The sequence below is a fragment of the Crocosphaera sp. genome, from assembly GCF_030064895.1.
In the GTDB taxonomy this organism is placed as follows: Bacteria; Cyanobacteriota; Cyanobacteriia; order Cyanobacteriales; family Microcystaceae; genus Crocosphaera.
Map to the genome: position 1 here is coordinate 1 of NZ_JASJEB010000021.1, position 20,679 is coordinate 20,679.

Here is a 20,679-nt window from a genome sequence, read left to right on the forward strand (position 1 = left end):
CTGTTCCTCCTACCACATTAAAGTTCACCCGAGAATCATTGTCTAATTGACCATTACGGATGACTTCAATACGATAAAAAGAGGTATTATTTTCATCTACTGTATAGGAAACTGACCCAAATTCTACTGTGGGTTGATTATTGCTCATGATAAATATAGCAGTCGCCAAAGCTATTAGGACATTTTTCTGTTCCCTGTTCCCTGTTCCCTGTTCCCTTAAAATATAATTTATGTGTCCTAACTAGCCTGTCTATTGCTATAACAGGTTAAATTTCAATAAAAATCAGTAGTCTTTATTTTTGACTAAAAGATTATCAAAAATCCAAGCTAATTTAGGTTAAATAAAAGACTTGGAATGTTAGAAATCGCATAAATTAAAGCCAAGTAATTAGCAATTTAAAATACATATTTTGTTTTAATTTATACTTTCTATTACTCAATGCAGCTTCATTGTAAATTGATAGACTAAAAAAAGGAATAGAAAAATCACTGAAATTATTTTTTTAAAATAGGAAACACTGAGAAAAATCTAGTTAGATTTACTCAGTTATTTAACAATAGTATTAATAGGTGACGTACTCCTACACTGACGCAAAGCGTACAGTGTAGGCTTCTCAAGATCACTCTTGAGTATTCCTAGATCGGCACTTATCTAGCCAGTCGCAGACTGACCCCGACAGATCGCCATTACTAGGCAGTTTCCTTTCCGCAACGTCCATGCGTACTTCTTGAACTGAACCCAATCCTCGTTGCAAAAGAACTTCGGCCGCTGCATGATCTCTTGTGGTTTGATAATTACATTCAGGACAAATATGTTGGCGTTGGGATAACGGTTTTTTACCTGTGTGAGTCCCACAATTAGGACAAATTTGACTACTGTATTTGTGGTCAACTTGAGCAAAAAACTTGTCTCGTTTCCAACAAACCCACTTTAATATTGTTCTGAATTGCCCAAAACCACCATCAAGCATTGACTTACCAAGAAATCCTTTAGCTGATACTCGAAAGTCAATGTCTTCAACAAAGATCATGTCACCTTGGTCACACAATTGATGGGCAACTTGAAAGTGAAAGTTCTTACGAGAATTGGCTATTTTATGATGAAGTTTAGCGACTTTAATTTGTGCTTTTTCCCAGTTTTTAGACCTTTTCTTTTTTCGGGATACTTTACGTTGCAGTGATTTCAACTTGCTTTGTAAATCTCTGAAAAACTTAGAAGGTTTAACTGCAAAATTGTCGCTAGTAGTGAGAAAATTCTCAAGCCCAATGTCTACACCAAGTCCTCTCCCTTTCGGTAAAGGGTTAGGTATTTCCACATTAGATTGAACAGTTATTACAACGTACCACTTTGTCCCTCTAGCTCTTGATAATACCCTGACTTGTTTGATTACAAATCCTTCCGGAATAGGTCTATGAAGTTCAATTAAAACTGAGCCTATTTTGGGAAGCTTTATCTGATAGCCTGTTAATGGATTATCTTTAAATTGAGGAAACAAAAATGAACGGAACTGTCCATATTTTTTAAACCTTGGAAAGCCAAAACCACGTTTTTTAAATGCTTCCCAAGTGTTGTGCATCCTTTTAACTACATCTTGAGTTACTTGAGAATGAACTGCTTTAAACCAAAGATTTTCTTTTTTCCATTGAGTTAATCGACGTTTTTGTTCGAGGTAACTGGGAAATGGTAGATCGGCTGGCACAATATATTCTTGCTTTAATGAACACCTATCAATAGGGCATTTTTGACCATTTAACCAAGTTTTTAAGTCTCGCAAACAACGATTATAAAGTCGTCTGCAAGTCTCCAACCAATCAAGCATTATTGCTTCTTGGTCAGCACTTGGATAAATTCGATAAGTCATGTTCATCGTTAGCATAAAACAATTCTAGCACAACTTTATAAATGCGCTAGAATTATCTCATGGGTGCTGCCCCGACTTTCATCCCACGCTCTCGTGCGTGGGTGTTTTTGGGGAAAATACAGCGTGGGGCTTCCCGTTGGGTAAGCTAAAAAATTTTTCTGTGAAGGGAAAATAAGAAACTTATTAGTGCAAACACTAAAGATAGTTGAATTCTGGTTTTAACCTATTCTGTGACAATATTCTAGGTAATTTCTTCAGCTAGTGGCCTATCAGGATGTCACTATATTTGTCAGTCTAACTCTCGTCGTCCCTCCAATGCTCTTGCTAGAGTAACTTCATCAGCATATTCCAAATCACCTCCCATAGGTAAACCAAAAGCAATACGAGTTACCTTTGTAAACGGTTTAAGCAGTTGAGCGATATATAGAGTAGTAGTTTCGCCTTCTACTGTGGGACTAATGGCCAAAATCACCTCTTTTACTCCTTCTTGACTCACCCGTCGCACTAGGGGTTGAATATAAAGTTGTTCCGGTCCAATCCCATCCATCGGAGACATGACACCCCCTAAAACATGATATTTTCCCCTATATTCTCGGGTTTTTTCCAAAGCAATAACATCACGAGAATCTGCTACCACACACACCGTTTGTGAGTCACGGTTCGGGTTGCGACAGATATCACAGATAGGTTGCTCAGAAAAATGAAAACAAACTTTACATAAACCCACTCGCTTCTTCGCATCAATTAAAGCTTTAGCGAGGGCTTGAATTTCGTTATCAGGACGTTTAAGAATATGTAAAGCCAGGCGTTGGGCTGTTTTTGGTCCAACCCCTGGCAACCTTTGTAATTGTTCGATTAAGCGGGCTAAAGGAGGAGTATAAATAAGGGTTTTCTCCAAATTTACAATAATAGGGTTAGAGAACAGTTATCAATTAACAATTAATAATTAATAATTAACAATTGAGAGATTGTTAATTGTCCATTGTTAAATTTAGGGTTTACTCATCCGATTCTTTCTTAGTAATCGTTGGTTTTTTCGGTTTATCTATTTTGTTAGGGGGTTTTTTATTGAATTTGGGAGGTGCTTGACCATCAACAGTTGCTTTAACAGGTTTTTTATATCGTGGAATTTTCTTGGTAGGAGGTTCCAAGTCCTTATCCCATCCCCAACAATTACGAGAAGGAATAAATTTAAAATTGCCTTGAACAAACCAACGGGGAGGTAAATCTTCCTTGGCTATTTTCGGGTTAAAGCGGAAGGGTTTAGCATCATCGTCTCGTCGCATCAAAACAGGAAGATGAGACGCTTTAAATTTGCCCTTGGGGTCATTAGCATTTTGATTACGATAGACAGAAATCACTGGCGTTCTGACTTGGGGTACAAACTGCCAAACCCCTCTAAATTTAAACATCCCTGGTTCTTCCTCCCACGGGTTTTCATCTTCCCAAGCAGCTACTTGAAAATAAATTTGAGGATCTTTACGAGGAATCATCAAACATTTGGGATAGACCCGTAAAAATAAGGTGTTATCAGGGTTAGCAGCCATTTGCTTGAGCCAAGCTTGATAGCGATAACCAGCAATAAATAATTTATAGCGTTTTCCCCCTAAACGGAGCAAAAAGTTCCCCTCTTGATCTTGTTCTGGCTTCCCTTTAAGGGTTCCAATCGCTTGAAAAAGAGTAGGGTTTTCCTCAACTTCGGGTTTAGGGGGTGAAGTTTCTTCGGATTCAACGGGTTGTGAGACCTCATTAGTGAGTTCTTCAGGGGCAGACATCTTGGCGTTTCCCAATAGTTTTTGTGGTTTATCTGACTAAATTTATAGAATAGCATGGGATGTTAAACAGACTCCATCTAATATGAAAGATTCGGAAATTGAGGTAATTGATTTATGTATTGTTTGGGATTGATGAGTGGCACTTCCGTAGATAGTATTGATGCAGCCTTAGTAAAAATTACGGGAAAAGAATTGGATTTAAAAATTGAACTGCTATCTGGGATTAATCATGATTATCCAGACAAACTGAGAGAAACTATTTTAGAAGTGGCAGGAGGAAAACCCCTATCAATGGAAGCTTATGCCAAATTAGATGAAGCAATTGCTTTTTGTTTTGTCGAAGCAGTCAATAAAATTAAGCAAGAACATCCTAATATAGAATTAATTGGCTCCCACGGACAAACCGTCTATCATCGTCCCCCAAGCAAAGAAAAAATAGGCTATACCCTACAATTAGGCCGGGGAGAAATTATTGCCAATTTAACAGGAGTGACTACCGTTAATAACTTTAGGGTCGCCGATATAGCAGCCAGTGGACAAGGTGCGCCTTTAGTCCCTAAAATCGATGCTTATTTATTAAGCGATCGCCACAAACATCGTTGTGTACAAAATATTGGTGGGATTGGAAACGTCACCTACTTACCAGCAACAGAAAGAGAAAATTGGCAAAAAGAGGTTATGGGCTGGGATACGGGGCCAGGTAATATGCTGATTGATTTAGCTGTACAAAAATTTAGCAACGGAGAAAAAACCTACGATAAAAATGGTGAATGGGCAGCACAAGGAACGCCAAATTTAGAGTTAATTGAACAATGGTTAAAACAAGATTTTTTCCAGCAGCCTCCCCCCAAATCAACCGGTAGAGAATTATTTGGAGCAGACTATTTAGAAAAATGTTGGCAAGATGCACAGAAATATAACTTATCAGAAACAGATTTTTTAGCGACCTTAACCGATTTAACCGCCGCATCCATCGCCCATAATTATCAACAATTTATTAAACATCCCCTTGACGAAATTTTGTTATGTGGAGGAGGCTCTCGTAACCTACACTTAAAAAAGAGAATTCAAGCTCATTTTCCGGGGCAAACCGTGGTCAAAACCACCGATGAAGTGGGAATGAACAGCGATTTTAAAGAAGCGATCGCCTTCGCCATCTTGGCCTACTGGCGATACGTAAGTAGGCTTCCAGGAAATTTACCCCGGGTGACAGGAGCGAAACAAGAAAGATTACTAGGTGATATCCACGAGCCTCTCTAAAAAATATTGAGACTTGTTAGTTTTCTGTAAATTTAGGGAAATCTAAACTAGAGAAACCTAATAGTGACTAACTTTAGAGGATTGAATCAGAAAAATAATCTTTTCTGAACCTTAAAACCAAAAAAAGTTGCCCTTTTATTAGACTAATCAATTAACTTGATTTTTTTTACACCATAGGATCTCAAATTTTATCGTTAAGGAGATGAAGGAGCGGTATTTTGGCTCATAGCTTTTTAATGGAAGCCGGACGCTGGACAATTGAGGGAAATTGGCTCGAACGCAATGAAATGCCCATACCCGTCAAAGGGAAAAGCATCGTGGCCTGGAGTAATGATAATTGGTTCACCATGGTAACAAAATTGGTATTTCCCCAAAGCGATCGCCCCGAAATTGCCTTTCAATATCGAGGACACCTCAGTGGAGAAGAACGGGAATATACCTATGTTCTTCAACAAAGTGTCTTAGGAAAAGTAGAAGGAGAAGGATGGATCGGCCCTGACTCCATTGTTCAACGCTATTGGGTATTAGGCGATCGCCAGCGACGTAGTGGCTTTGAAACCTTTTACCGCCTTAATAATAATACCTATCATTTTTCTGGTGGCCTACTGACTGGTCATTATCTGACTAGCACCATGGAAGCAATATTTGAACGTCAATTTTGATGTTTATTTTCTCCTCTAAAACTTATTTTGTCTAACTCCTATTACCATTAATGAACGAAGCATTATGAATCCCCCAGTTACCATGAAAGAAACTCATCAACGTCGCTTATTGACTAACCGTTATCAACTGATCGATCTAGTTGGTAGTGGCGCGATGGGTCAGGTCTATCGTGCTGAAGATAAACTGCTTGGCGGTGTCACCGTTGCTGTTAAATTTTTGTCTCAAGCTTTGCTCAACAGTAAAATGCGCGATCGTTTTGAACGAGAGGCCACGGTTTCTGCTTTATTGGGGGAAAAAAGTAATCATATTGTGCGAGTACGAGATTATGGGGTAGATGAAAAAGAAATCCCCTTTTACGTCATGGAATTTCTCAAAGGGGAAAGTCTCAGCGAGGTTATTAAGTTTCGCCCCTTAGCTCTAGAAAGATTTTTAAAAATAGTCAGACAAATTTGTTTCGGTTTAGAATGCGCCCACAAAGGGATTATGTTTGAAGGGGAAATGTGTCCCATTATTCACCGAGATATCAAACCCAGTAATGTTTTAGTGGTTGATGATCCGGCCTTGGGAGAGTTAGTCAAAATTCTTGATTTTGGGATTGCTAAATTAATTCAGTCAGGGGAGGCACAAACCCAGTCATTTATGGGAACTTTAGCCTATTGTTCCCCAGAACAAATAGAAGGTAAAGAACTCGATAGTCGTTCGGATATTTATAGTCTGGGGGTGATGATGTATGAAATGGTCACTGGAGAAATGCCCATTTTCCCAGAAAATTCCTCTTTTGGGGGTTGGTATGAAGCTCATCACTATGCCCAACCCAAAGCCATTCCGGCTAAATTCGGTCTTCCGTCAGACTTAGAAAGTTTGATTTTCCAATGTATGGCTAAAGCTCCTGGTGAGCGACCTCAAACCACCACAGATATTTTAAAGAAATTAGAACAATTAGAATCGTCTCCAGTAGAATCAGAACAAGAAACTTTAGTTGCTCCTCCCAAACCTGCGGTGGATAAGTCCACTAGGCCCATTAAGTCTACTAAGCTCACTTTTAGAAGAACTGCTCCTAAAGGGGATGATATTTGCTTAAAAATGACTTGGCCTGAGGACAAACCTCAACAAAAAATTGTTTTTCCTCACGTTATCCGCGCTTCTGAAAGGAATTTTGCCAGTCTTTGGGTGATGCTCAATGAAGAAGATATAGCCAATCGTCTTTCGAGTATTCGTTACAATCAATTTATTTTTATTACCAATCCCCATCCCATGATTTTGTGGATCACTGTACTCTACCATCGTGAACGCGGGCCGAGATGGTTACCCTGTTATTTGGATCTCAAAAGTTCCTCTGGTCAACGGTTTGCTCGTTTATTGGGACAGTCGGGTTCCTATTGGATTTTGTTTTTTGCTCTGGAAAAAGGTAAGACCTGTCAGCACGTTTTAACTACCACTATTGCTCCTGATCAATGTCAAAATTTACAACAATGGGCTGATAAAAGTCAACTTTTGCGAGGGGGTAAACCGCAAATTACTAAACGAATGTTAAAACAGGAATTTGAGAAGTTGAAACCCACTATTGAAAATAAGCTTAAAGCCGCTTATACTAGCTCTCGCAATGGCTCTAGTTTTTAGGAATTTTGATGCTTACAGTGGGTAGTTCATTCGATAAATTTTGCATAAAAAGAGGGTTAAGCATTTTTTCTTTGCCTAACCCTTCTCAATAGAAAATCTATCCTAAATGCTAGTTATTAGCTCCATTGGGATTATATTCTGCAATTTTAATCTCCACTGGCTTAACATCCCAGATTTCATTACAATATTCAGCAATGGTACGATCAGAGGAGAATTTACCCATTCTTGCAGAATTGAGAATAGACATTCTCGTCCAATTTTCCTGATCCCGATAAGCTTCACTAACGGCATCTTGACAGTCAACATAAGCTTGATAGTCAGCCATTAACATATACGGATCATCGGTCATTAACTGTTCCACAATGGGCCCGAATAACTCGCCGTCACCATGGCTAAAGTGGCCGCTAGAAATGCGATCAATTACAGCCTTTAAGCTACCGTTGTTGTGGTAATACTCACTGGGAGAATAACCTTGGGCTTTGCGATCGTAAACTTCGTGAGCGGTTAAACCAAACAAGAAGAAGTTTTCTGGGTGTGCTTCTTCGCGGATCTCAATATTGGCCCCGTCTAAAGTCCCAATGGTTAAGGCTCCATTCATGGCAAACTTCATGTTACCGGTTCCAGACGCTTCTTTACCTGCGGTGGATATTTGTTCGGATAAATCAGCAGCAGGATAAACCCGTTGACCCAAAGAGACGTTAAAGTTGGGCATGAATACCACTTTTAAGCGGCCTCGAACATCGGGGTCATTATTAACTACATCGGCCACAGCATTGATTAATTTAATGATTAATTTAGCCATGAAGTAACCCGGAGCAGCTTTCCCACCGAAGAGGAAGGTACGGGGAACATAGTCAGCGTTGGGGTTTTCTTTGATGCGGTTATAAAGGTTAATGATTTCGAGAACCATTAAATGCTGCCGTTTGTATTCGTGAATACGCTTGACCTGCACATCGAACATGGTGTTGGGGTCAATGTGAATATTACGATATTTCAGAAGATAATCGGCTAAACTCTGTTTATTTTGCTGTTTAATCTCTCGCCATTGTTTACGGAAGGCTGCATCATCGGCAAATTTTTCCAGTTTCCGCATTTCGTCGAGGTTTTTTAACCATCCAGCGCCAATTTTTTCGGTTACTAGAGCCGATAGTTTGGGGTTACTTAATAAGATCCAACGGCGAGGTGTGACACCATTGGTTTTATTAAAGAATTTCTCGGGCCAGAGTTTGGCAAAATGTTTGAGGGTGTCTTGTTTGAGTAACTCGGTATGTAAGGCGGCTACTCCATTGATAGCATGGGACCCTAAACAAGCTAGGTTAGCCATGCGGATCAATTTTTCTTCTCGTTCTTCAATTAAGGAAATGTTGGTGATTAAGTCATCATCACCGGCGAAATAAGTACGTTGATCTTCTAAGAAACGATGATTTAATTCGTAGATGATTTCTAGATGTCTAGGAAGTAATTCACCAAAAATGCTCACTGGCCAGCGTTCTAAGGCTTCTGGCATTAAGGTATGATTGGTATAGGCTAGGGCGTTGGTGGTTATTTCCCAAGCTTTATCCCATTGATAATTATGTTTATCCATCAATAGGCGCATCAACTCAGCTACTGCTACGGCCGGGTGGGTGTCGTTGAGTTGTACGGCAACTTTATCAGCGAAGTGATCTAGGTTGTCGTGGTTGCGTAAGTGTATACGAATTAAGTCTTGTAGAGAGGCAGAAACGAAGAAATATTGTTGTTCTAGGCGTAATTTACGACCGGCTGGGGTGTTATCGTTGGGATAAAGAACTTTGGAGATGGTTTCTGCATCCATCTTTTCTTGTACGGCGCGATCGTAATGTCCGGCGTTGAAGGCTTCAAAGTTAAAGTTTTCGCTGGCCTCTGCTTTCCACAGTCTTAAAGGGTTAACGGTGTTGGTGTCGTACCCAGGAACAGGTGTATCATAGGGAACGGCTAAAATGGTGCGATCGGCTACCCAGAAGGTTTTGGGGTTACCGTTTTCGTCGTGGGTTTTCTCGGTGTGTCCCCCTAACTTGATTTCTACTGCATCGTCAGGACGGGCGATCTCCCAAGGGTTCTCGAACCTTAACCAGTTATCAGGAATCTCTACTTGCCAACCGTCTTGGATGGTTTGGTGGAAAATACCAAATTCATAACGGATACCATAACCAATGGCCGGCATGGCTAGGGAGGCTAAGGAGTCGAGGAAACAAGCAGCTAAACGACCTAAACCCCCATTGCCTAAACCGGGATCGGGTTCTTGTTCGATGATATCCTCAAAGTCAATTTTCATCTCCGTCATGATATCTTTCATGGTGTCATATATTCCCAGGTTCACTAGGTTATTGCCTAAATGACGACCCATGAGAAACTCGGCGGAGAAATAAGAAACTATCTTAACTTCTTCTTTTTTGTAAGTTTCAATAGTTTTTAAGAAGCGATGTAGTAAGCGATCGCGGACTGTATAGGACAATGCCATATAATAGTCTCGCAAAGATGCTTTAGAACGATCAACCCCTTGAATATAAAAAAGCTGATCCAGAAACGCCCGTTTTAGGGTTTCTTTGTCCATTCCTGTACGATCATCTTCAATTTTAATGTTAGTCTTTTCGGGACTGGTGCTAGTGTTCTTGACTTTCGGCGTTAATGTACTCATAAATGAATCCTTTTGGGGCTATGCAAAACTTTTCTATAGATTCCAATAGCAATCATGGCACCATCAGCAATGGGTAAAGTATCAGGAAAAAAGTTAAAGTTTATTTTATTTCGATGCTTTAACTTTTACAGATTTCCTTAACTTATAATGTGTCGTGCTATATAGGCCAGCATATACTATTGTGAAGCGTAATTACGTGGTTTTAGTTACGCTTTCTTGACAATTGGGGTACCGTTTTTTGGATATAATTACAGTCTAATCATAGAATATAAACTTTATTTTTCTATATTTTCTTTAGCTTTATTTAAGGCAATCATTAATTAATGATTTATTTATCATTTTTCAATAAACCGGTAAGACTTCCAATACCGATGGGAACAGCTATCCATCCAGATAGATTAAGAAGTCTAGCAAAATCTATATATCTAAAACCCCACTTGTTATTTTCACATTGCTGATCTTTACATGGTAGATCAACAGGCCCGATAATGAAATTATAAGAAGGTTTCCAAAGTGTTGCAGCAAGATCGACCGGTAAGATCAGATCAGCACTTAACCAAGCTGCATCTCCCATTGGTAAACCTTCCTCTATTGTAAAAGGTTTTTCCTCTTTTTCCTCTTTTAAGTCTTTAAATACTACTGCTTTTTGATTCTTGGTAAAGATAGTTGTTCCAAAGGTAAAACAAATTATCAGAATAATTAATATTCTCCAAGTTTCTGTCCCATAACCACTTAAGAATTTCCAAAGTTGATTCTTGTATAATTCTAATATATTGAATATTTTTTCTTTGAATGTAGGTTTTATTCTTGCAAATAAAGTATATAAAACAACAGAAATTATTATAATAGCCACAAATCCTATTTTTTCGGCTATTAATAGAAATACTAGATATAGTATTATTAAGAGGCTCAACATTATTATTCTGATTAACAATAGTATTATATTGTTAAGCCATTGTATTTTCACTAATGAGTCAGGTAGTATTTTCTTGAAAATCTCTTCATTATATTTATCTTCTCGTTGACGATAAATTTCATTGGCTAAAGAGTCTTTTCCTAAATTCCGTGCAATCATTTCCAGTTGAATAAATGATCGTCGATTATAAGGCTCTATATTCTCTATAAAACTTTTCCAATATTTTATAGGTTGAAGTATTTCATATTTACAATTCTGTAAGTCAATATCTTTGGGAAAATTTGGTTCCATATCATCACTAAATCGAATCGTACTAAAATGAGTATTCTTTAAAAAAACCTTACCGTCAAACTTAGTTTCTTTAAGGTTTAATCGACTTTCTATTGTTGTACCTATTAAGTTTATTTCACTTAAAAACTGAGCGTTTCTAAATGAAGTATTTCCTCGTACTAGACAATCAATAAAAATAAATTTTTTATTGAATATACAATCTTCAAAATCAATTTTTCCTTCAACAAATAATCCACTAAAATCAATCTCATCACGGTTATTTTTTTGATATCTATTATCGTTGTTGTCTCCTTCTTTTTTCTCTAAAAAACGACTTTTAATAAAAAAGGCATTTCTTATAAAATCAATAATCTCATCACGGTCATTTTTTTGATATCTGTTATCGTTGTTGTCTCCTTCTTTTTTCTCTACAAAATGACTGTTAATAAAAAAGGCATTTCCTTTAATTGAACAACTGTTGAAATGTACAGTATTAGAGAAATAACAATGATTAAAAATTGCTACATTTTCAAAAATAGCTCCGGTAAAAATAACATTAGGTTCATTATCCTTATCATTTTGCTCGTAGAATGTGGTCTTAGTAAAATTAGCAATTCCATCAAACTTACAATTGTTAAAATTAGCGATTTTATAAAAGTGAGAATCGAAAAAATCAGTTTTACCTTCAATAATTGTCTCAGCAAAAATAACATTTTCTTTAAAGTGGCAACCGCAAAATTTAACCCCCCGTTGAAATTTTGCTATAGTAAAATTAACTTTGTTATTAAATTGACATTCATTCGACTCTATTCTATTAATATCTGCTCCAATAAAATCAACAGAACCCATAAAAATAGCTGCTTTATTAACTCTTGCATTTAAATTTAAAATATCATCAGTTTCGTCTTCTGCTCGAAAAACGAGCAACCCTGAAAATTTAGAATCATTAAAACTTACCAGTTTTAAAAATTTAACTCCTGGAAAGTAACAATCTGAATAAAACTGAGTAGATGCAAATGTCACTTTGTGCTTAAAAATAGTATTATGAAATTCAACTCTTTTCTGGAAAATGGTTGACCTAAAACTAACTATATTCTCAAATAATGTTTCTTGATTGTTGTCCTTCCTACTGCAAAAAACTCCTTTTATAAGACAATCATAAAAAATTGCTTCTTTGATAAATCTTGAACCATTGATAACTATGTTTTTATTAAATATTGAACAAGATAAATTGGCGGTATCATGAAATGTAGAACGAGATAAATTGACGTTTTCATGAAATATCGAACCAGATAAATTGACGTTTTCATGAAATGTCAAACCAGATAAATCCACTTCATTTTCAAAATCTGCATTAGTTATACTAATCCTATTTTTTATGTCTTTGCTAGTTGATATTAATTTGCCAACAATAATCGAATTATTAATATCAATTTGTTTTCCTGCTTCAATATTTTTGATAATTTCTTCAGCTTTAACTTTTGATTTCATGGCATTTGATTCTACTAAAATATTAAATCTGAAATTTAATATTATTATAGTTCTGATATAATGAAAAGGGCATTAAAATATATAAATAAAGATAACAAAATCTTACAAAAAACGAGAATTAACTTAATAAAATGAAAATCCTTTTAGTTGATGACGAAGCAGAATTAACCGAACCCCTATATCATGTTTTATCCCATGAAGGTTATAACGTAGATGTGGCCGATGATGGGCAAAAAGGCTATCAATTAGCTTTACAAAATACCTATGACCTGTTAATCTTAGATTGGATGTTACCTGGTAAGCCAGGCCTGTCTATCTGCCAAGAACTGCGATCGCAAGGAAAAACCACCCCAGTCTTATTCCTTACAGCTAAAGACACCCTTGATGATCGAGTAATGGGCTTGGATGCCGGTGCAGATGACTATTTAGTAAAGCCTTTTGAGTTAAGGGAACTAATGGCCAGGGTTAGAGCGTTGTTGCGCCGTTCTCCTGCTTTAGAAACAGTTCCCATAAACCACTTAAAAATAGCAGACTTGGAACTTGACCAAGATAATCAAGTCGCTTATCGTCAAGGCAGAATAATCAATCTCTCCGATAAAGAAGTCAAACTATTGGCCTATTTGATGCAACATCCCCAACAATTATTAACCCATGAGCAAATCTATCAGTCCTTGTGGGAAGACCCCGAAAAACCCAGTAGTAACGTCCTAGCAGCCTTAATTCGTCTGCTGAGACGTAAAATTGAGGAAGAGGGCCCGTTAATTCACACGGTATATGGTAAAGGGTATCGTTTCGGGGACTAATCATCAAAATTTTTTAGAAAAATGTAGGCAAAATTAATATTTTGTAATAAGATGAAAAGAATATATAGAATTGTAGTACCAAAATAAAATAGGGGGTGAGGGACATGAAAACAATAGATAGACATCCCAACACCACAGTAGTGGACTTAAGCCAAGACATACTACTCCGTACTACTATCCCTTTAGACAACCATCCTGCTTTGCGCTCGGGGTTTGCAGGTTATCCTATGAACCCTCGCTGGAATATCAAAAAAGTTCGTGCTTGGAAAACTGGCCTTCGGTTACGTCAAGCATTACAACAAGGTGACTTAATTATTCGTTCATCAGACTCGATGTTGGTTCCCAGTGACAAGGAGGAAGAAGGGATATGGGTGGATAAAACACCTAATCAACCATATAAGTGGATATCTTGCGCTGAATGGGTAAAACAACTGTTGAAAAACTATCAAACTGTTTGATAAATGAGGTGGGAAAATCCCACCTTATTTATTGATAAAATAGTTAACAGTCATGAGTTACCAGTTTTTTAGTCACCCAATAACTCAGTTTTAGTTAACAGTTTCTGCTAGTTGATGCTGTTTCCATAAACGTTGATAAAGGCCGGATTGTTTGACTAACTGTTGATGTGTTCCCATTTGAACAATTTTTCCATAATCCATAACAAAAATACGATCAGTTTGTGCAGCAGCAGAGAGTTGATGAGAAATAAAGAAAACAGTTCTTTGTCTTCCTTGAGAAAGACTTTTAAGAATATTAGTAGCTGTTTTATTATCCACACTAGATAAAGCATCATCTAATATTAACACAGGAGAATTCATTAATAATGCTCTTGCTAGTGCAGTACGTTGTCTTTGTCCTCCAGACAAAGTAATTCCTCGCTCACCAACTATGGTCTCATACTGTTGAGGAAAATTCAAAACTTCGTTGTGAATCTCTGCTTGCTTAGCAGAAATTTCTGTTTCAAATTGTTCTTTTAAGGGATCACCATAGCGAAGATTATTTAGGATAGTAGTACTAAATAAAAAGCTATCTTGAGGAACATAAGCTATGATCTTTCTTAAATTATTTAGCTTTAATTCTGTAATATCATAACCATCAATAAATAGCTGTTCTTGATCAATATCTAATAAACGAGTAAGACTATTCGCTAAAGTTGTTTTTCCTGAACCAATAGAACCAACAACTGCAATGATTTCTCCTGGTTCGATCACAAAATTAATATCTTGAATAGCTGGTTTTTGTTCTCCTGGATAAGTGTAGTTTAAATTTTGAGCAATTATTTTTCCTTCTATAGATTCTATATCTAAAGCAAAACTATTAACTGAATTTTTTATTTTTGGTTCCGTTGTAAAGATAGCTTCTACTCGATCAACACTCACTTCACCTTGTTGATAAGCTGTAATAGTAAAACCTAGTAAAGCAGTGGGAAACACTAATCTTTCTACTAAAATAAGTAAAGCAATAAAATCTCCAATACTAATAATTCCTTGAGTAATGGAAGAACTGCCAAAAGCTAACAGTATTAAGAGACTAATATATGATAACCCTTCGATTAAAGGGAATAAAAAGTTACGAGTTTTAGCTATTTCTAAATTTGCCCGAAGAAGCTGACGATTTTTCTCAGCGAATGCTCGTTTTTCATTCTCTTCCTGAGCATAAATTTTAATTAAAGAAATACCACTCATATCTTCTTGAATAAGTTGACTGATATCAGATAGCTTCTCTTGTATATTTAATTGTTGTATCTGTAATTTTTTGCTAAATACCTGTACCGCAATTAACATGACAGGATACACAGCTACAGCCAATAAACTTAAGCGTACATTAATGCTTAACATGACAGGAAGAGTTAACCCGTAAGCAAAAATAGTATTGGCTAAACTGAGTAAAGCAAAACCTACCAGACGACGTACATTGTCCACGTCGCTAGTTGCACGGTTAATTAAGTCTCCTGACGTATTTCTAGAAAAATAAGCAGGTTCTAGAGTCAATAAATGCTCAAAGATGCCTTGTTTGAGACTGAACTCCACATCTCGCCCCACCCCAAAAAGTGAAAGACGAGAAAACATTCTAATTACCCAGGAAATAGAAGCTAAAATGATTATCAAGATAACCACACCTAAAATTCCTTGGAAAGTGAATGATTGTCTCAAATTATCAACATTATCTCGGATGAGGAGGGGAATATACACTCCCAACCCATTAACCACCAATAAGGCGACCATCCCTAAGATAACATTACGCCAATGGGGGCGAAGATAAGTAATCAGTTGTTGCAGTCTTGAAAGTGTCATAAACTCAATAATCTATTGTTTGGAGAAAAAACCAATGCTACTTGAATAAGCTTGAAAAGTTGATGAAATAGGCAGTGTAGGAAGTTTGGGAAGGGTAGGAAATGTGGGAAGATTAGAAACAATATTAATATTATGTTAATCTTCTTATCATATCTTAATAAAAAAAAGAATCGTTGACCTTCAACGATTCTCGTAAAGCGTTCAAATGAACTATCTAAGACAAGAAAAGATTATTTCTTACTGTTATAATATTGTGAAAAGCTTTGATAATTTGTCTCAGGGTGATATAGATGACACTGACTGGTGATTTCATCCATTAGAGGCCAAGAAAAGCGTAATTCACACAAATAATCACCCCAATTGTCTTTTAAACTTTTATGAGCCATTCTTAAATTGTAACTTGGTATTCCCGTAGAAACGTGGTGGGGAATATGAACATTAATGTCATGACACAAAATTTCCACCCAACGAGGATAGTCACAATGGACAGTACCACATAATTGAGCTTCCGCTTCGTTCCAATCTGCTTCTTTTTTAAAAGGAATGTTAGGGACAGTATGATGGACTATGGTAAAGGTACTCATCCAAAAATGGAACACTAACCAAGGTAATAACCAAAACTTAACCACACCCCATATTCCCAGTGTAGCGAAGGCAATGGGAAAAGCAATAACAGCAGCAACAATAACTACTAAAGAAGAAAAGCGAATTTGTTCTCTTTCTTTTCCCTCAAATGTAGTCCAGTCGAAGTGCATTTTAGCCCAATGTACCACAGAACCAAGCCACCAAAAACGACCTCTTAACTGCTGATAACCCCACTTTTCAAAAGCAGAAAAAGTTTCGTAAAAATCGGGCATAAAAGGGTCCCAAGCGTTATCAACATCTAATTTGTTTGTATGTTTATGATGATGATTGTGGAGAATGCGCCAACCATGAAAAGGGTAAAACAGTGGCAATAAAATAGTATGTCCAACGAAATCATTAACCCAATTATTATTAGAAAAAGAACGATGACCACAATCATGGCCAATGACGAATAACCCCGTCATCGCTGTTCCTGTAAATGCCCATAAAATCGGCAATAAATACCAAGGAGAAACGGCCAAAGCAGCCCATCCTAAAGCTACCATAGAAATGGTAAGAATCACCTTAAACCAGGCTTTACGAGGATTTTTAACAAAGACCTCTGCCGGTAAAGTTTTGAGAATGTCACGTAACCGAATATTTTCATCCAGTTGAGGAGAAACAGACGGTTGAGACTGAGTGAGCAGTGTTGTCATGAATAAGTTAATGATAGTACAAATTTTCAACAAGAGAGTGAGTTACGGGATTTTCCCATTGCAAAACCCTTACAATTACTCCCATAACCCAAAATACGGGTAAAAAAGATAATATTCCCCGTAACATAACTTTAATAGTTATATCACATCATCAGGGACATAGGACAAATTTAGAATTTAGAATTTAAAATTTAGAATTGAAATAGGCTGATTCATAAGTATTCTGATGTTACTTTCTAGATGTTAGCTGAAAAGTGAAATATTAATTTTATTATTTAAAGATAAGAACCAAAGTTTGAAACAGTTATCAATAGATAAAAACAGATATGTATATCAAGAAAATCCTTGTCACATTTTTTAAAGAGTCAAAGAGACTAAAAACAGTTAAAATAGAAAAAGTCACTCATGATCTGACTAAGAAATGTAGAAAAAAAAGCCAGATTAGTACCGCATATAGTATTTATTGCAATGGTCAAAACTCCCGTTTCACCTGCCCGAAAAGTTTCTAAACTAGAGAACATTAAAGAACACAGCAACTTTTTGAGAGAGCCTCTGGCAACCGAGTTATTAGAAGATACTAGCTATTTTAGCTCAGATGCCATTCAAATCCTCAAGTTTCACGGATCTTATCAGCAAGATAACCGAGATAACCGTGTCAAAGGACAAGAAAAAGATTATCAAATGATGTTGCGAACCCGTAACCCCGGGGGGTTTATTTCGCCACAACTCTACTCAACCTTAGACCGCCTCAGTGATGAATACGGTAATCATACCCTGCGAGTTACTACCAGACAAGGGTTTCAGCTTCACGGTATCTTAAAGAAAAATCTCAAATCATCCATCGCAGCCATTGTCAAGAGCATGGGATCAACCCTGGGGGCCTGTGGGGATCTCAACCGTAACGTGATGGCACCGCCGGCACCCTTTAAAAATCGTCCTGACTATTGCTATGCCTGGGAATACGCCGATAAAATAGCCGATCTACTACGACCCCAAAGCAATGCTTATTACGAAATTTGGTTAGATGGGGAGAAAGCCATTAGTGTCGAAGAAGATCCTGAAGTCACTGCTGCCCGTCAACGCAACGGCAACGGAACCAATATTGAAGAGGGGGAAGAACCCCTATATGGGCAACATTATATGCCCCGCAAATTTAAGTGTAGCGTCACTGTACCAGGGGACAACTCCATCGATCTCTACACCCACGATGTTAGTTTAGTGGTGATCACCGATGAAAATGGGGAATTATTAGGCTTTAATGTCCTGACAGGTGGTGGTATGGGACGCACCCACAATAAAGAAGAAACCTTCCCTAGATTGGCCGAACCCTTGGGCTATGTGGCCAAAGCGGATGTCTTTGACCTGATGAAAGCCATCTTAGCCACCCAACGGGACTACGGCGATCGCTTCCAACGTCGTCACGCCCGTATGAAATACCTGATCGAAGACTGGGGAATTGATAAATTTAGAAGCCAAGTAGAAGGATATTTAGGCAAAGCTCTAGAACCATTTAAACCCCTTCCTGACTGGAAATATGAAGATTTCCTCGGCTGGTACGAACAAGGGGACGGAAAGCTATTTTTAGGCATCTCCATCGAAAATGGTCGCGTCAAAGATGAGGGCAGTTTTCAATTAAAAAGCGCATTGAAAAAGATTACTGATGAATACGCCCTTCCCATGCGTTTAACCGCTAATCATAACCTCATTCTCTATGAGATCGATCCCCAACATAAAGCCGGCATAGATACTATCCTCGCCCATTGTGGCATAGTTAGTGATGCCGAAAAAATAGAGACCTTAACGCGTTATTCCATGGCCTGTCCGGCCTTGCCCACCTGCGGATTAGCCATAACCGAGTCAGAAAGGGCTTTACCAGGAATTTTAGAACGTATTAACAAAGTTTTGACCCAGGTAGGTTTAGAAGGGGAAAAAATCGTTATCAGAATGACCGGCTGTCCCAACGGTTGCGCCCGTCCCTACATGGCAGAATTAGGGTTTGTCGGTAGTGCGCCCCAAGCCTATCAAGTTTGGTTAGGAGGTGATGCCAACCAAACCCAACTGGCCCAACCCTACATCCAAAAACTACCAGAAAAAGATATTGAGAAGTTTCTAGAACCCTTATTTGTCTATTTTAAGCAAGACAAAACAGAACAAGAGACTTTTGGTCAATTTTGTCAGCGAGTGGGCTTTGAGGCACTGAGAAGCTTCTCCGAAAATTACACCCCACCCAAACGCCGTCGGGTTCGTAAAAATCAACATCGTGTTAGCGTTCCTGATGCCATGTTTGCCCGTCTTAAACAAGCTTCCCAGGACGAAAAACGGCCGATGAATCAGATCGTCCAACAAGCACTAGAAGCCTATTTTGCTCAAGAGTAAACCTTTTAGACATCCTCCCCAACCTTGATCAAAGATTATAGTTGGAGAGGATATATAGCGTTTCTCTGGCTCATGAAATACACTGAACTCCGAACTCCTAACTCCCAACTTCTAACTCAGGTTATGATGAGGACAAACAACTTGAGTAAAACCGAGTAGTCCCTGTTGCTGACGCAAAAGTTAATTAGAGGTAAAGAAATGATCGACGTAGGTAAAATTTTAGTTTTTCTGGCCATGGGTATTGTCATTGCCAAATTTGTGGCATCTTTCTTCGGAAAAGGTGATATTCCTTGGCTCAATAAATTGGTGACAGTTATTTTGTTTATTTTTATTGGTTTTGAGGTCTATCAAATTGGTCAATTGTTAATTAATAAACTATAAAAAATTGAGGAGGAATAATGGTATCTCAAGGCATTTATACTCTAGCAAACGATGTCGTTTACGATCAGCTAGTCGCATTACTTAATAGTATTGAACTCAATGTTGGAAAAGACTTCCCCATTTATGTCATTCCTTTTGATGAGCGATTAGATAAAGTTAAATCAGAAATTGGTAACCGTGATCAGGTTACTTTATTTGACAATCAAGAATCAATTGAACGTTGGGAAAACTTTGCCCAAGAAGTATGGGCAGCCTTTCCAGAATCTAAAAAACAAAAGTTAAGTAAACCACCTTGGGGAAAAGGTCATCATCGCAAATTTATCGCTTTTGATGGTCCTTTTGAAACCTTTGTTTATTATGATGCTGATAGTTTGGCAATGAAACCCCTAAGCGGTTTATTTGACAAGTTAAAAGATCATGATTTTGTTTTTGATGATTGGGAACACGCAAAGTCCAATGAAAAAGCAGCACTTGATCTACCTTTGATCGCTAAAACGGGTATTTATTCAGAAGAAACGGTGAGAAATCAGTTACATTGTTCTAGCTTTTTTGGTTCTCATCAAGGTCTTTTTGATAAGAAGGAATTACAAGAATTACAACAAAAGTTAATACAAGAACAAGAGATTAACTGGGTTTCTCGTTGGTGGGATGATGCTTTTTTATTCAACTACATGACTCTAAGAGGAAAACACTCAGTTTTTAACTTTACTAAAAGTTCTAATGGACAAGATAGAACAGGAAATTGTGCCGATGCTGATCCTTTTGTTAACATAGATAATGTCCTTTACAATGAACAAGGATTAAAGCCAATTCATCGCATTCATTATATGAATTATTCTTCAAAATATTTTACTCGTTTATGTCAAGGAGAAGACGCAAATATTAACTATAAAGATATCTTTTTACACTATCGTTTTTTAAAAAGTCCTGACCAAAAACCCACTCAATTAGTTCCTCCCAGTTCCCTAACCAAAGCAACTAGAAAACTACAAGGAATTATGGGAAAATTTAAGCGCACAATCTCCTAAATAT

General features: G+C 37.5%; 15 protein-coding genes. 8 read left to right on the plus strand and 7 right to left on the minus strand.

Annotated features, from left to right (window positions below; all coding sequences use genetic code 11):
• Positions 1-620: 620 nt before the first annotated feature.
• From QNJ66_RS07845 to QNJ66_RS07855, 3 genes are all read right to left on the minus strand, one after another.
• Positions 621-1,862, minus strand: a complete 1,242-nt coding sequence (locus tag QNJ66_RS07845) for a transposase (RefSeq protein WP_300504897.1) — start codon at positions 1,860-1,862, stop codon at positions 621-623.
• 289 nt (positions 1,863-2,151) lie between these two features.
• The gene (gene recR, locus QNJ66_RS07850; RefSeq protein WP_300504900.1) at positions 2,152-2,760 is read right to left on the minus strand and encodes a recombination mediator RecR; all 609 of its coding nucleotides are present in this window, start codon (positions 2,758-2,760) and stop codon (positions 2,152-2,154) included.
• Positions 2,761-2,860: 100 nt separating this feature from the next.
• Positions 2,861-3,637, minus strand: a complete 777-nt coding sequence (locus tag QNJ66_RS07855; RefSeq protein ID WP_300504903.1) for a hypothetical protein — start codon at positions 3,635-3,637, stop codon at positions 2,861-2,863.
• 114 nt (positions 3,638-3,751) lie between these two features.
• Here QNJ66_RS07855 and QNJ66_RS07860 point away from each other — a divergent pair, with 114 nt between their 5' ends.
• The 3 genes from QNJ66_RS07860 to QNJ66_RS07870 all read left to right on the plus strand — a co-directional run bounded on the left by QNJ66_RS07860 (position 3,752) and on the right by QNJ66_RS07870 (position 7,180).
• The gene (locus QNJ66_RS07860; RefSeq protein ID WP_300504906.1) at positions 3,752-4,897 is read left to right on the plus strand and encodes an anhydro-N-acetylmuramic acid kinase; all 1,146 of its coding nucleotides are present in this window, start codon (positions 3,752-3,754) and stop codon (positions 4,895-4,897) included.
• A gap of 218 nt (positions 4,898-5,115) precedes the next feature.
• A complete protein-coding gene (locus QNJ66_RS07865; RefSeq protein WP_300504909.1) occupies positions 5,116-5,559 on the plus strand; it encodes a hypothetical protein in 444 nt (147 codons plus the stop codon).
• Between the two features lie 64 nt (positions 5,560-5,623).
• Entirely contained in the window at positions 5,624-7,180 is a 1,557-nt protein-coding gene (locus QNJ66_RS07870) for a serine/threonine-protein kinase (RefSeq protein WP_300504912.1), read from the plus strand.
• Positions 7,181-7,289: 109 nt separating this feature from the next.
• Here QNJ66_RS07870 and QNJ66_RS07875 read toward each other — a convergent pair whose 3' ends face one another.
• Both QNJ66_RS07875 and QNJ66_RS07880 read right to left on the minus strand, forming a co-directional pair.
• The gene (locus QNJ66_RS07875; protein WP_300504915.1) at positions 7,290-9,836 is read right to left on the minus strand and encodes a glycogen/starch/alpha-glucan phosphorylase; all 2,547 of its coding nucleotides are present in this window, start codon (positions 9,834-9,836) and stop codon (positions 7,290-7,292) included.
• A 328-nt stretch (positions 9,837-10,164) separates the two neighbouring features.
• Positions 10,165-12,513 carry a pentapeptide repeat-containing protein gene (locus QNJ66_RS07880; RefSeq protein ID WP_300504918.1) on the minus strand — a complete coding sequence of 783 codons (2,349 nt, stop codon included), beginning with the start codon at positions 12,511-12,513 and terminating at the stop codon, positions 10,165-10,167.
• A 131-nt stretch (positions 12,514-12,644) separates the two neighbouring features.
• Here QNJ66_RS07880 and rppA point away from each other — a divergent pair, with 131 nt between their 5' ends.
• A complete protein-coding gene (rppA, locus tag QNJ66_RS07885; protein WP_300504921.1) occupies positions 12,645-13,316 on the plus strand; it encodes a two-component system response regulator RppA in 672 nt (223 codons plus the stop codon).
• Between the two features lie 104 nt (positions 13,317-13,420).
• The gene (locus QNJ66_RS07890; RefSeq protein WP_300504923.1) at positions 13,421-13,774 is read left to right on the plus strand and encodes a hypothetical protein; all 354 of its coding nucleotides are present in this window, start codon (positions 13,421-13,423) and stop codon (positions 13,772-13,774) included.
• A 90-nt stretch (positions 13,775-13,864) separates the two neighbouring features.
• On the opposite strand, the gene QNJ66_RS07895 is transcribed toward QNJ66_RS07890, so the two are convergent.
• Together QNJ66_RS07895 and QNJ66_RS07900 are read right to left on the minus strand one after the other, a co-directional pair.
• A complete protein-coding gene (locus QNJ66_RS07895) occupies positions 13,865-15,610 on the minus strand; it encodes an ABC transporter ATP-binding protein (protein ID WP_300504925.1) in 1,746 nt (581 codons plus the stop codon).
• 230 nt (positions 15,611-15,840) lie between these two features.
• A complete protein-coding gene (locus tag QNJ66_RS07900; protein WP_300504927.1) occupies positions 15,841-16,890 on the minus strand; it encodes a fatty acid desaturase in 1,050 nt (349 codons plus the stop codon).
• A gap of 468 nt (positions 16,891-17,358) precedes the next feature.
• On the opposite strand from QNJ66_RS07900, the gene sir reads away from it, so the two are divergent.
• From sir to QNJ66_RS07915, 3 genes are all read left to right on the plus strand, one after another.
• A complete protein-coding gene (gene sir / locus QNJ66_RS07905; protein WP_300504930.1) occupies positions 17,359-19,266 on the plus strand; it encodes a sulfite reductase, ferredoxin dependent in 1,908 nt (635 codons plus the stop codon).
• 198 nt (positions 19,267-19,464) lie between these two features.
• Entirely contained in the window at positions 19,465-19,647 is a 183-nt protein-coding gene (locus tag QNJ66_RS07910; protein WP_366146276.1) for a hypothetical protein, read from the plus strand.
• 17 nt (positions 19,648-19,664) lie between these two features.
• Positions 19,665-20,675 carry an Npun_R2821/Npun_R2822 family protein gene (locus QNJ66_RS07915; RefSeq protein ID WP_300504934.1) on the plus strand — a complete coding sequence of 337 codons (1,011 nt, stop codon included), beginning with the start codon at positions 19,665-19,667 and terminating at the stop codon, positions 20,673-20,675.
• The last annotated feature ends 4 nt before the right edge of the window (positions 20,676-20,679 follow it).